We start from the raw sequence: 14,399 nt of genomic DNA on the forward strand, positions 1-14,399 counted from the left end.
TCCACAAATATAATAGATAGTTTTGTTTATTTCAATGAGGCATTTTAATTTTTTACCATCTCATAAATTTGAGTAAGTAAAATTAAAGTTTTAGGATGCAACAGGCCAAGGGTCTAGCATTTCAACTAAACCTTCAAGAAAAATTATAAGCACAATTTTTAAAAGAAGTATTTGTTTTTTAACGAAGTCTATTCATTAAGGTCTAATGCGCTTCTAGCCAATTTTTTCCGGTTCCCATTTCTACCTCTAAAGGAACTGAAAGTGTAAAAGCATGTTCCATTTCGTGCTTAATCATCGGTTTTATTTGCTCTAGTTCAGAATTGTGAACATCAAAAACAAGTTCGTCATGTACTTGAAGCAACATTTTACTTTTCCATCCCGAACCGTCGGGATGCTTCGAAGCTAATTTTTTATGAATGTTGATCATCGCGATTTTGATAATATCTGCCGCACTTCCTTGAATGGGAGCGTTTACGGCATTTCGTTCGGCACCACCACGAACCATTGCATTTTGCGAATTGATGTCTTTCAAATAGCGGCGTCTACCTAAAACGGTTTGTACATAACCCAATTCTCTGGCCTGCTCAATTTGTTCATTAATGTAGGCTTTCAGTCGGGGGTAGGTTTCATAATAGGCGTCGATCAAATCTTTGGATTCTGCACGAGAAAGATTGGTTTGGTTGCTCAATCCAAATGCCGAAACGCCATAAATAATTCCAAAATTTACCGTTTTTGCGTGACTTCGTTGTTCACGAGTGACTTCCTCCAGCGGAACATTAAAAACTTTGGAAGCGGTAGATTTATGAATGTCTTCGCCTTTTCTAAAAGATTCAATCATGTTTTCTTCACCACTTAATGCCGCAATAATACGAAGTTCAATTTGCGAATAATCGGCAGAAAGTAACGTGTAGTTTTCGTCTCGAGCAATAAATGCTTTCCGGATTAAACGTCCTCTTTCAGTACGAATCGGGATGTTTTGTAAGTTGGGATTGTTGGAACTCAGCCTTCCTGTAGCTGCAACGGTTTGCATATAATCGGTGTGAACTCTGCCTGTTTTTACATCCACTTGATTGGGCAAAGCGTCGATGTAGGTACTTTGTAATTTTACCATCTGGCGCCATTCCAATATATCTTTTACAATTTGGTGTTCGTTTACCAAATAACTCAAAACTTCTTCGCCTGTAGCATATTGCCCCGTTTTGGTTTTCTTTTGTTTCGCTCCGCCAATTTTTAATTTGTCAAAAAGAATTTCACCGAGTTGTTTTGGCGAAGCCAAATTAAATTTCTCGCCAGCCGTTTCGTAAATTTGTTTTTCGAAAACGTCAATTTCTTTTTGCATTTCGACCGACATTTTTTTCAAGAAATCGACGTCGAGGTTGATCCCTTCCGTTTCCATTGCCGCCAATACTTTTACCAATGGAATTTCGATTTCGGTAAACAGTTTTTTAGTTTCAGTTTTATCCAGCTCTTCTGTGAAAAATTCCTTCAACTGAAAAGTAACATCTGCATCTTCAACGGCATATTCTTTAACATCCTCCAAATCAATTTCGCGCATTGATTTTTGACCTTTTCCTTTTTTGCCAATCAACGCTTCAATGGATTTTGGCGCATAATTTAGATAGGTTTCCGACAAGATATCCATCCCGTGGCGCATGTCGGGATTGATCAAATAATGGGCAATCATCGTGTCAAAAAGTGGTTCTTTGACGTCAACATTATAATTGGACAGAATTTTTAAATCGTATTTTAAATTCTGACCGATTTTTTCAATGGTTTCGTTTTCAAAAAACGGACGTAATTTCTCGATTAATTCTTGTGCTTGTTCTTTGTTTTCGGGAAATGGCACGTAAAAACCTTTGCCTTTTTCATAAGAAAATGCAATTCCCACCAACTCGGCATGAAGGGCGTCAAGACCTGTGGTTTCGGTATCAAAACAAACTGATTTTTGCTGCATTAAATTTTGCATCAACAATTTGACACCCAAGTCGCCTTGAATAATTTGATACGAATGTTCTGTATTTTCGAGCGAAGCATAACTCGAATTTGTATGTAGCGATTCTTCACTTGAAGAACTACCAAATAAATCAAACTGATCTTCGTTTTTTATACTTGGTTTTTTGTACAATTTGGCTTCTTGATTTGCATTGGCAGAAGCGTTATGGTCAATTCGAAACAAGCTGTCAAACTGTTCTGCCATTCGTCGGAATTCCAATTCTTGAAATATAGCTTCGGTTTTTTCGATATCAGGACGGGACAATTCGTAGTCTTTTTCATTAAAAGTCACATTGCAATCGGTGATAATAGTAGCCAACTTTTTGGATAAAATACCTTTTTCTTTATTGGCTTCGATGTTTTCTTTCATTTTTCCTTTGAGTTCATGGGTGTTTGCCAAAAGATTTTCCAACGAACCGTAGGTTGCCAAAAATTTCTTAGCTGTTTTTTCGCCTACACCCGGTAATCCTGGAATATTATCAACGGCATCTCCCATCATTCCAAGAAAATCAATGACTTGTTCGGGACGTTCAATTTCAAATTTTTCTAAAACTTCAGCTACACCCCAAATTTCGATTCCGTTGCCCATTCGAGCGGGTTTCCACATAAAAATATTTTCTGAAACCAATTGAGCAAAATCCTTATCGGGTGTAACCATATAGACTTTGTAATTCTGTTTTTCGGCTTGTTTGGCAATAGTTCCAATCAAATCATCGGCTTCGCAACCCTCGATTTCAATAATGGGAATGTGCATTGCTTTCAAAAGTTCTTGAATGTACGGAACGGCAATTTTTATGGCTTCGGGAGTAGCGTCTCGATTGGCTTTGTATTCGACAAACATTTCTGACCGTACATGACTTCCGCCTTTGTCAAAAGCAACGGCCAAGTGGTCGGGTTTTTCGCGTTTAATAACATCCAATAGTGAGTTCATAAATCCCATAATGGCAGAAGTGTCCATTCCCTTGGAGTTGATTCGGGGATTTTTAATAAAGGCATAATAACCTCTAAAAATCAAAGCATAAGCGTCTAATAAGAATAAGCGTTTTTGAGCTGACATAATCTTTTTTTCTATGGATTTCAAATGTACAAAACTTTGCTGTTTTCTGCCTCATTTACGATTTAGAAATGTGCAAATGGCATTTGGAATTTATTTTTTTAAGTTTTCCAATAAACGGCTTATTTTTGAATCTAGAATTAACTAACTTTATGGTTTACTTTTTTCGAGAAAAACAAAAACTTTGCATGAAGTTACTACTACCTAAGCTTTTTTTTATTACGTTACTTATCAGCTGCTTTTGGATACCTGAAAACTGTTTTGGTCAACAACCGCTTACCCGAAAGATTTCCTTTTTAGAGGGTTTGTCTTCCGATGTGGTGTATGATTTATTTGTAGATAAGCAAGGTCTACTTTATTTAGGAACTGCTAAAGGCTTAATTACTTATGATGGTGTTCATTTTGATCAGATAAAAATTCCCGAAACTTTAGGAAACGCTGTTAACAATATCCAGCAGGATCATGAGGGAACCATTTGGTGCAAAAATTTTGCAAATCAGCTTTTTTTTCTAAAAGATGGGGCGTTACGGGTAGAGCAAAAAGTCAAAGCGCTTTTGGAACAATCGGATACCAATCTTGTCGATTTTTGTTTGATTAAAAATTCCAAATACATTCTAACCAACAAAACATTATACCACTTTGTTTCAGGAAAAATAAAGCCAGTGTATGAATTAAAAACAGATTCACAAGATGGTTTCAATTCGATTACATATGATAAAGAAAGCGAAAAACTCTATGTTTCCTCAGGATACTTTCTTTTGGTTTTTCGAAATAACATTTTAATCGAAAAACGAGCGCTTTCAAAAAATCAAAAAATCCTGGAAATTTTTAAAGGAGAAATCGCATACTGCACTAAGTCGTTAGATAAAAGTTGTTTTATTCAAGGTCAAACTATTTCGTTAGAAAATTCGGGTTTGGATACAGTTTTTTTAAATCGTTTAACTGCAACGAAAGACGCTTTATGGCTTTGTAGTAACAAAGGGATTTACAAATTTGACGAAAAAAATAAGACATTTAAAAATGGCTTTTTGAAAGGCGTTCGAATTACGGATATCGTACAAGATTTCGAGGGAAACCATTGGATTAGTAGTTTAGACGAAGGACTTTTTATGTTGCCAAATGATAAAATTCGGGAACTTAATTTGACTTCTGGCACAAAAAGAAGTTACATGTGTATCGCAATGGGACCTAATGAGCACTATTTTGTAGGTACAAATGATGGTTATGTTTTAGAAATTAACAATTCGGGAAAAGGCATCCGAGAGTATAAAACCAAATGGGAAGATAACATCGAGTTTGTAACTTTTATTGGCGATACGATTTTAACAAACTACGGCTTTTTTAAGATTGGAGAATCAGCGGCGTTGCCAAATAATTTGTATTTTGGTAAAAATCTTAAAGAAGATTTGAGAGGTAATTTACTAATAGCATCACCTTCTTTTGGAGGTTTAATTTCTCGAAAATTAAATGGGAAACACAATTTTGCAAATACTCAAAACAAGTTTAAAGAAATAAAATACGGTCCTAATAATCTTGAAACCCTTATTTTTAGGAACAATCGGACGGAATCTATTTTATTTGATCCATCAAATGAAAAGTATTATTATGGTTTTATAGAAGGACTATTTGTATACAGTTCGGATGGAACTGAGAAAGAAATTCGAACAGCAGACAACCAGCCATTGATTGCCGCTGAAATGCTTCTCAATGAAGATGGTACAATTTGGGTTGCAACTTCTCAAAAGGGTGTTTTTTTACTCAAGGATGATAAAGTAGTTAGGCATCTTTCGGTAAGAAATGGTCTTTCGGACAATAACTGTACTAAAATTGCAAGTGATGGAAATGGCCTGTGGATTGTTACTGATGCAGGATTTGACTACTATGAAAATAAAACCAAACGCATTAAAAATGCAGAGCTGAATTTGTGTATCAAAGGAATTACGATTAATGATATTACTATCTTTAAGGACTTTATAATCTTGGCAACAAATAAAGGAATCTATTATTTCGAAAAAAAAGTTTTAAGTCAAAGCATACTTCCTCTTTTTAATTTTACGGACTTTTTAGTAAATAATAAAAAAACAACGCCGATCGAAAGGCTTTCATTAAAATATAATGAAAACAACATTAACATCAAGTTTAAAACCATTCATTTTAAAAGTTTGGGAAATTACAGCTATCGGTACCGTCTAATTGGATTAGATGACAAATGGTACACTTCTGTTTCGGCCGTACAAAACGTCAATTTTTTAGCACTGACGCCTGGTGTTTATAAATTCCAAATAAATATAAAAATAGGCGAAAGATATACACCTATTCAAGAAATAAATTTTGAAATTCACAATCCCTTTTGGTTGCGAATTTGGTTTTTGAGCATTGTAGTTTTGTCGATAATTGCGGTAATGTATTTTATATACCGCTGGGCAGAAATCAAAACCCGTAAAGGCGAAGAGTTAAAAGAACAATTAGCACTTTCGCAACTGACGGCTTTGCGTTCTCAAATGAATCCACATTTTATTTTTAATGTATTGCATGCGGTGCAAGGTTTGATTTACTCCAATCAAAAAAGTAAAGCGAGCGATTATTTGGGCAAATTTTCCGAATTGATGCGGAAAATTTTGGATACATCCGATAAAAACGAAGTCACGATTGAAAAGGAATTCGAAACAATAGACTTGTATGTTTCCCTCGAAAAAGCCCGATTCGACAATGATTTTGAATATAAAATTACTTTTCCAGAGGGAGTGGATTTGAATAATTACACAATTCCTTCGATGATTATTCAGCCTTTTATAGAAAATGCGATCAAACATGGACTGATGCACAAAGTAGGCTTTAAAAAGTTGGACATCAAGGTCGAATTACTCGAAGATGTCTGGTGTTTTACCATTGACGACAACGGGATTGGTCGAAAAGCGTCGGAGTTTATCAATCAAAAAATTAAAAAACACATTTCTTTTGCCACAAAAGCGATAGACAACCGTGTCAAATTAATCAATAAACTTACAAACAGAGTTATTGATATTGAGGTGATTGATAAAAAATCTGTGGACTACGACGCATTGGGAACGCGTATTAAAATTTATATTCCCATTAATCACTGATAATATTTTTTAAATTACTCAAAACCTACTGAATTTTTACTTAATATAGTAATTCTAAATTATATACTAAATATACTTGTTTATGAAATCTATTATTGTAGATGACGAAGTCAATGCACGCTTAGCGCTTCGAGGAATTTTAGAAGAAAATTTTCCAAATATTGTGATTTTGGCAGAAAGCAAGGACGTGCCCTCGGCGGTAAAAGCCATTCACGAGCACAAACCGGACTTGGTATTTCTTGACATTTCGATGCCAGGGTATTCGGGGTTGGAGTTGTTAAAGTTTTTTGACGAAAGTCAAATCAACTTTAAAATCATTTTTGTAACCGCTTTTAGTGAGTATGCCATCAATGCTTTTGAGCTTTCGGCAGTGGGTTACATATTGAAACCCGTTCGGATTGACGCACTCGAAAAAGCTTTGCAGAAAGTAAAAATGGACAATGCAAATGATGTTGAAAAACTCAAAACTTTGCAAAACAATATGGAGAATCCATTGGAAAAAAGAGTGGCTTTAAATACTGGCGATGGCATCACTTTTTTGGAACTACACAATATCCTCTACTTAAAAGCAGATGGGTCCTACACCCATTTTTATACCACCGATAAACATAAAATTACGGTAGCCAAAAAGATTTCTGATTTTGAACGTCTCGAAGCGATGGGTAATTTTTTGCGAATTCACCGAAGTCATATCGTAAACTTATCTCGAATTCAAAAAATCCTTAAACAAGACGGCGGAATGGTCATTATGGAAAACGGCGAAACGCTATCGATTTCGGCAGAAAGAAAGAATAATTTGTACAATAAGTTTCAGGATTTTAAATTGTAAAATTGTAGATGTCTCAGGCGTTAAATTTTTCGTAATAAACCCATTTTTGAAGTGCTTAATTTGTTATTTTGCTAAAAATAATTGCAAATGTTTCGTTGGATATTTTTAATTGTCATCATCGTTTTCATAGAAATTTATGCCTTTCAGGCGTTTCGAACCTTGATTAAAACTAGGTGGATATTGACTGCTTATGGTCTTTTGTCTTTTGCTTTTATTGTTTACATTATGTATTCGTTCTCGCAATTTGATCGAACGGTAGGTCAAAATAAACAATCTCTTTTTACATTCGGGTTGCTTTTAATCGTTTACGTTCCTAAATTGTTGTTGATGATTTTTATGTTTGGCGAAGATTTATTCCGACTCGTCCGAGGGATTACCAATTATTTTGTCGAATACGATAATTCATCGAGTTTTATTCCCAATCGAAGGAGGTTTGTAAGTCAGATTGCTTTAGCCGTTGCAGCTATTCCATTTGCTTCTTTGATTTACGGAATTTTTGAAGGAAAGTATAATTTTAAAGTACTCAAAAATCAAATTTATTTTCCAGATTTACCAGATGCTTTTGACGGTTTTAAAATTACCCAAATTTCAGATATCCACAGCGGAAGTTTTGACAATCCTGAGAAAATTCAATACGCAATTGACTTAATAAATCAGCAAGAATCTGACTTGATTTTATTTACAGGCGATATTGTCAATACGCACGCCACCGAAATGCATCCGTGGATTGATACCTTTAAAAAGATTAAAACAACAAAATTTGGTAAATTTTCGGTGCTTGGAAATCATGATTATGGCGAGTACATCTCCTGGCCAACCAAAAAACTAAAGGACGAAAATTTTGAAGCCATCAAAGATTTGCATAACCAAATAGATTTTAAATTATTACTCAATGAACACACTTTTATTGAAAAAGACAATCAAAGGATTGCCATCGTAGGTGTAGAAAATTGGGGAAAAAACTTTAAACAAGCTGGTGATTTATTGAAAGCTTCGAACGGATTATCAAATCAGGATTTTAAAATTCTGATGAGTCACGATCCGTCACATTGGGAATATCAGGTAAAAGAAGACGAAAAACATTTTCAATTGACGCTTTCAGGACATACACACGGGATGCAGTTTGGTATTGAAATTCCAGGATTTTTTAAATGGAGTCCGGTTCAATATGTGTATAAACAATGGGCGGGATTGTATGAAAATAGAGGTCGTTATGTTTATGTAAATCGTGGTTTTGGATTTCATGCCTATCCTGGTCGAGTAGGAATTTGGCCAGAAATTACCGTTATTGAACTAAAAAAAGGAACAAGTGTAGTATAATTCGTTTAAAATAGTACATTTGTAGTACATCATTATACTAAATTTTCAATTTTATGTCAAAATTTGGAGAATTAATTAGCGCAGAAATGCCGGTTTTAATCGACTTTTATACTGAATGGAACGAGCAGTCTATTGCAATGCACGAAATTATTCGTGATGTTGCAGCGGCCTTGGGTGATAAAGCAAAAGTGATTAAAATAGACGTTGATAAAAATCAGGAGCTTGCCGATGCACTTCGCATCAAAGGCGTTCCTACTTTAATGATTTATAAATCTGGACAAATGGTGTGGCGTCAAGCAGGAGAATTGGACGCGAATTCAATTATCAATTTGGTTCAGGAGCAAATTTAAGCGGTCTCATTTCATATCCTTCTTTTTTCAAATATTCTAGAGTTAGAGGCAAAGCGTACTTTAAATTGGTAGATGCTTTCCAACTGTCGTGAAAAATGATGATGCTGCCTGGTTGTATATTTCGAAGCACATTTTGGGCACATTTCTCAGGAGAAATTTTAGTATCAAAATCAGCGCTCAAAACATCCCACATTATTATTTTGTACCCCTTTTGTTTTAAAAATTTAGTTTGCTTTCGTTTTAATTTTCCGTAAGGCGGACGAAACAGTTTTTCTGTCGAATCGGTATTTGAAGAATATTTGTTTTGTATTTTTTCACACTGATCCACGTTTTTCATAAATAATTCTGTCGAGTATTGCCATCCGTTGAGGTGATTGTAGGTATGATTTCCAACTGTGTGTCCTTGTTTTTGCAGTTCTAAGTATAAATCAGGATGTTTAGAAATATTTTTGCCAATACAAAAGAAGGTAGCTTTAGCACCGTAGTTTTTTAGCATTTCTAATGTCCAATTAGTTATTTCCTCGGTGGGACCATCGTCAAAAGTAATATAGACGATTTTTTTGGAGGTCGGAACGTTCCAAATAAAACTTCGAAAGATTTTTTTGACTAACCAATGCGTTTTTACCCAATAAAATTTCATGTGTTTGCGGTTTTCGTAAAGATAAAAAAAAGCAGTGACTCTTTAAAATCACTGCTTTTGATTATAAAAACAAAAGTTTATTCGCTGTCGCGTTTGAAGCGCGTAAACATTCGGTTGTAGGTGTTAAAAGTCGATTTGTTGGACTCATAAAAAGCAGTGTCGCCACGGTCTTTCATAACCAATAATAGGTCGCGGTATCGTTCAATATCGGTTACAATTTCAACATACATTTCGTCTTGAGCTTCCGCTCGTAGTGAGTTGTAATACTTTAGGTTCTCTTGGTATTTTCCAATCAATTGGGTTAATATTTTTCGTGCTTTTTCTTTTTCACCCAATTCATAGTATCCTGCGGCAAAAGGCTCCAACATTGTATAGTACCCAAAGTGTTCCAACGGCATTTTTTCCATCGCTAGGTCAATTATTTTCTTGGCTTTTTCTGTTTTGCCTTCGTTAATTAATTGTTCCATCAATCGAGCAAGATTTGTTCGGTACGTTATGCTGTTTTTGCGGGTTTCTGGATCGTGATAAATGGAATTACTTTCGCTATTTCCCCAATCCCATTTCATGACGATATCATACATTTTATCAGAGTCAATTTGCCCCATATCTAACGGACTTGGAGCATCGGCAACGGAGTTTTTTACCGGAACTAATTTATAAACCATACCATCCAATTGAAGGTAGTCTTTCATCCAAAGATAATCGTCGTCGCCAAAACTTCCGCCGGTAAAGTAAATTGGACGTTTCCAATTATTATTGGCTATAAGATCTAACATCATCAAACGATTTTTGTACAAAGCTTGGCCTTTGATGTCTATATCAATATACGGAACAATCGAATCATGGTATTTAGCGGATACTACTTTGCTTGAAATTACAGCTTCTTTATTGACTGAAATTCGAACTCTATTGGTAGGGTAAAAATGAATTTTTTGCCCATTCTCTAATTTAATAACTGTCCGAGGATCATCATCAGCGATAAATTTGATAAAGTCTTTTATATCCCATCGTTCTTCCGTAAGTGGTTTATGAACAGTGTAATCTAATTTATCACCCACATATTGATGGTGCGAAAATGAGATGGGTAACGGTTCGGACTCATAAGCTTTGGCTTTCATTTGATCAATGTACCAATCGGTCATAAACAAACTGGTATTGACAATTCGAACATCGGTTCTGAAATTTTCGATTTCTTGAGCATACCAAAGTGGGAATGTATCGTTATCGCCAATTGTAAATAAAATGGCGTTGGGTTCACAAGAACTCAAATAGGCTTTTGCCATTGCCAATGCTGTGTATTTTTCTGATCGATTATGGTCATCCCAATTCTCGGAAGCCATCAAAACAGGAGCTACAAGTAGTGTTAATGCAATTACAACTGGTCCGGCGATTTTTGGCTGAAGCCAATTTTTAACAGTTTCATATAGTGCATATACACCGAAACCAATCCAAATTGCAAAAACGTAAAAAGAACCTACCAAAGCATAATCTCGTTCTCTTGGTTCAAATGGGCGTTCATTTAAATAAATTTTTAACGCAAATCCAGTAAATAAAAATAACGCAAGGAGTACATAAAAACCTTTTAAATCTTTGTTAGCATGGTAAATTAAACCGAGTAAACCCAAAAGAAAGGGAAGTCCATAATATAAATTTCGTCCTTTGTTGTTTACAACATCAGAGGGTAAATTATCCTGAGAACCAAGGCGACTTTCGTCAAATATTTTGATTCCCGTCATCCAGTTTCCATCTAAATTGTCATATTTACCTTGATTGTCGCTTTGTCTTCCTGCAAAATTCCAAAGTAAATACCGCATGTACATATAGCCAAACTGGTATTCAATCATGAAACTCAAATTATCGCCCATGGTTGGTTTTTCGATAATTAAATATTCGCTGTAGGTCTTTAAAAACTTGTTATAACCGTCGAGATCAATTTGGTTTTGATTAAAAGCGGTTTTAAATTCATTTACAATCTGAACCAATTCTTTTTCTTGTGCATATTCTGGATTCAATCGAAAGGCAACAGGTTTTGTGAAACTCATATAATTAGCAGCATGATCGGTACTCCACATTCTTGGTAGTACGGATTTTTGATTGTCATCACTATTTTGTAACGCATTTTTATAGTTGTTTACAATAACATATTTACCAGTTTTATAGTCGCGTTCATAATCAGGGGCTTTGTCCAAATAAGGATTTTCTGAATCAAGTCCAGCATAAACGTCCGTAAATTGAGGGCCGTAGAATAGGGGATTTACACCATATTGTTCACGATTGTAATAAGCCAGAACTTCTCGGGCATCTGATGGTTTGTTTTCGTTGATTACTACATTTGCGTTGGCACGAATAGGTAGCATCATCCAAGTAGAAAATCCAACAAATATAAATAAGACACATAACAACAAAGTATTCAATTGTATGTAGCCTTTGGCTCTCGTGTAGCGAAGTCCAAAAAAGAAAATACCAATCAACAATACCGAAACGAAAATGGTTCCAGAATTAAAAGGCAGACCTAAATTGTTTACCATAAATACCTCCGATTGACCGAAAAAACCCATCGTAAGCGGAAGTAATAATTTAAAAATAAAAAGCAAGACAGAAATTACAACAACATTCGCAATGATAAAATTAGTAATAGTTACTGTTTTATAATGTTTAAAATAATACAAAAATCCAATTGAAGGGATAGTAAGCAATGCCATAAAATGCACGCCAAACGAAAGTCCAATTACCAAAGAAATAATTAAAAGCCAACGATTGCCTTTGGGTTTATCCATGTCTTGTTCCCAGCGTAAACCTAGCCAAAACAATACAGAAATCAACAAAGTTGCCATTGCATACACTTCTGCTTCAACTGCATTGTACCAAAAACTATCTGAAAATGTAAAGGCCAATGAGGCTACAAAAGAGCTTCCTAAAACGGCAACAGAATTATTTTTGTCAACTGTTGAAAATTGAGAAATAAATTTAGTCAGTAATATGGACGTGGACCAAAACATGAAGAGTACGGTAAAGGCACTTGAAAAAACAGACATCATATTGACCATATAAGCCACTTGCGAATCGTCTAAGGCAAACATTGCAAAAAAAGCACCTATCATTTGATATAAAGGCGCTCCTGGAGGATGGCCAACTTCTAATTTGGCGGCAGTCGAAATATATTCTCCACAATCCCAGAAGCTTAGTGTAGGCTCAACCGTTAGTGTATAAGTTACAAGTGCTATTGCAAATGTGAGCCACCCCATAATTGTATTCCACTTTTTGAAGTTAAATTCCGTCATAATAGTATGCGATTTTTGTTTTAAATTTCAATTACAAAGAAAATGTTTTTTTGCTTAATGAAATGATAAAAATAATTTTTTAATTTTTTTTGCTAAAAAGTTTGGTTGATTCCTTTTTTGTCTTAAATTTGCACTCGCAATAAGCAAGCTGGTCTATGGTGTAATGGTAACACAACTGTTTTTGGTGCAGTCTTTCTAGGTTCGAGTCCTAGTAGACCAACTTTTAAAAGCCTATAAAATGTTGAATTTCAACAAATTATAGACTTTTTTATTTTAACTTACTTCTCGTATTGGCTGGTTTCGTATACTATTTATATTTTCTCTTCCTTAAAATGTTTCTGTTTTTCGTTTCCAATAATTTTTTTTTGAAATACCCTGTGTGTTTGTATTCAGCTAATCTGTTGTTCATAAAGTCTCTTTTATAATTTTTACAATTAACTAAAGTATTGATTATTAAAATATAACAGATTTTTTTTATCTTAGTTTTAAATAAAGATCTTGTATGAGGTTGAAGAAATATGAGCCAAGTTAGTCTGGTTTTGCCAATTTCGACTCCAATCTTTGTTCAATCAATAAAACAAATCAAAACTAAAAGTATGGAAACAAAGTATGGATTTACTAAAATGAGTTTGTTCGAATTCGAAAAGTGGATAGGTCAAGTACGCGTGGGGAGAACAGTTTTGAAAATACAACAGCACCATACGTTCATTCCGAGTTACATTCACTTTAATGGTTCCAATCATTTTGAAAGACAACTGGCCATGAAAAATCACCATATCAATCAAAACGGTTGGCAAGATATCGGACAGCATTTTACCATATTTCCCGATGGAATAATCGTTACAGGAAGAAGCCTTGAAAATTCGCCAGCTTGTATTTTAAATCAAAATGCAAATGCCATCTGCATCGAAAATTTTGGCAATTTTGATAGTGGAGGCGATGTAATGACAATTGAGCAACAAAGCTGTATAATTGCTGTTACAGCTTCAATTTGCAAGAGATTTAACTTAATGCCTGATTCCAATAATATTGTATACCACCATTGGTTTAGGTTGGATAATGGACACCGCAATAATGGCAGTGGAAGCAATAAATCCTGTCCAGGATCTAATTTTTTTGGAGGTAATAAAGTGGTTAATTTCAATTTGAATTTTTTGCCATTGGTGGAAGCTAAAATCAATAGTGGGCAGATAAAATTAGATACTACGGCAGTTTTGAAATATGTTTCGGTTGCCACTGATGAGCTAAACATTCGTGTACTACCAACTTCATCAAGTGCAAAAGCAACTGATCGATCCAGTGTAAAAAGAGGAGCTGTTTTGAGGGTGTATCAGGAACAGAATAACTGGTTTAAAATTTCCAATTCTCTTTCGCATTGGGTTTCCGGTCGTTATACAAGTGAGGTCAAAAGAGCTACTGTTACTGCTACAAGCTTAAATGTGCGAACAGGTCCGGGAAAAAATTACCCTAAAACGGCAAGTGTTTCAAAGGGCGAAGAAGTATTTGTTTACGATGAGCAAAAAGATTGGAGCAAAATAGGTTCGGAAGATAAATGGGTAAGTAAACAATTTTTGAAATACGATTAAATCATTTTGTTCAAAGGTAATGTGGTCAAAAATAGTTGGTAATTTTTCAATTTAAATTAATTATATTACCGCATCAAACTGAAGAGGACATTGGCTCTGCTGAGGAGCAACCAATTAGCAATAAGTTTGACACATATACGAAAAATGAGGCAGTGTAAAAACTGCCTTTTTTATTACATTTTTTGGTATGTTTTATGGCTAAAAAAACCTACCTGTTAATCTGATTTTTATAGTACAAATACC

At 34.8% G+C, this 14,399-nt stretch carries 8 protein-coding genes and 1 tRNA gene; 6 read left to right on the forward strand and 3 right to left on the reverse strand.

The annotated features are described in order from the left end of the window. Positions 1-202 precede the first annotated feature (202 nt). Positions 203-3,049 carry a DNA polymerase I gene (gene polA, locus ACIQ2X_RS07105; RefSeq protein WP_396178234.1) on the reverse strand — a complete coding sequence of 949 codons (2,847 nt, stop codon included), beginning with the start codon at positions 3,047-3,049 and terminating at the stop codon, positions 203-205. A gap of 185 nt (positions 3,050-3,234) precedes the next feature. On the opposite strand from polA, the gene ACIQ2X_RS07110 reads away from it, so the two are divergent. The 4 genes from ACIQ2X_RS07110 to ACIQ2X_RS07125 all read left to right on the forward strand — a co-directional run bounded on the left by ACIQ2X_RS07110 (position 3,235) and on the right by ACIQ2X_RS07125 (position 8,649). After that, positions 3,235-6,150, forward strand: a complete 2,916-nt coding sequence (locus ACIQ2X_RS07110) for a sensor histidine kinase (protein WP_396178235.1) — start codon at positions 3,235-3,237, stop codon at positions 6,148-6,150. An 82-nt stretch (positions 6,151-6,232) separates the two neighbouring features. Then, positions 6,233-6,979, forward strand: coding sequence for a LytR/AlgR family response regulator transcription factor (locus ACIQ2X_RS07115; protein WP_396178236.1), 747 nt, complete (start codon positions 6,233-6,235; stop codon positions 6,977-6,979). 87 nt (positions 6,980-7,066) lie between these two features. Then, positions 7,067-8,299: a metallophosphoesterase gene (locus ACIQ2X_RS07120; RefSeq protein ID WP_396178237.1), complete on the forward strand. Its 1,233-nt coding sequence runs from the start codon at positions 7,067-7,069 to the stop codon at positions 8,297-8,299. 53 nt (positions 8,300-8,352) lie between these two features. Next, positions 8,353-8,649, forward strand: a complete 297-nt coding sequence (locus ACIQ2X_RS07125; RefSeq protein WP_396178238.1) for a thioredoxin family protein — start codon at positions 8,353-8,355, stop codon at positions 8,647-8,649. Here ACIQ2X_RS07125 and ACIQ2X_RS07130 read toward each other — a convergent pair. Together ACIQ2X_RS07130 and ACIQ2X_RS07135 are read right to left on the reverse strand one after the other, a co-directional pair. Then, on the reverse strand, positions 8,624-9,289 hold the full coding sequence (locus tag ACIQ2X_RS07130; protein WP_396178239.1) for a polysaccharide deacetylase family protein: 666 nt from the start codon (positions 9,287-9,289) through the stop codon (positions 8,624-8,626). The two genes, ACIQ2X_RS07125 and ACIQ2X_RS07130, sit on opposite strands and share 26 nt — an antisense overlap. A gap of 77 nt (positions 9,290-9,366) precedes the next feature. Next, positions 9,367-12,570 (reverse strand): protein O-mannosyl-transferase family, encoded by a 3,204-nt coding sequence (locus ACIQ2X_RS07135; RefSeq protein WP_396178240.1) that lies wholly within the window; start codon positions 12,568-12,570, stop codon positions 9,367-9,369. Positions 12,571-12,719: 149 nt separating this feature from the next. On the opposite strand from ACIQ2X_RS07135, the gene ACIQ2X_RS07140 reads away from it, so the two are divergent. Both ACIQ2X_RS07140 and ACIQ2X_RS07145 read left to right on the forward strand, forming a co-directional pair. Beyond that, positions 12,720-12,790, forward strand: a tRNA-Gln gene (locus ACIQ2X_RS07140). A 376-nt stretch (positions 12,791-13,166) separates the two neighbouring features. Beyond that, complete coding sequence (locus ACIQ2X_RS07145) at positions 13,167-14,156, forward strand: SH3 domain-containing protein (RefSeq protein ID WP_396178241.1); 990 nt, start codon at positions 13,167-13,169, stop codon at positions 14,154-14,156. The last annotated feature ends 243 nt before the right edge of the window (positions 14,157-14,399 follow it).

The sequence above is a fragment of the Flavobacterium sp. genome (assembly GCF_044368625.1).
In the GTDB taxonomy this organism is placed as follows: Bacteria; Bacteroidota; Bacteroidia; order Flavobacteriales; family Flavobacteriaceae; genus Flavobacterium.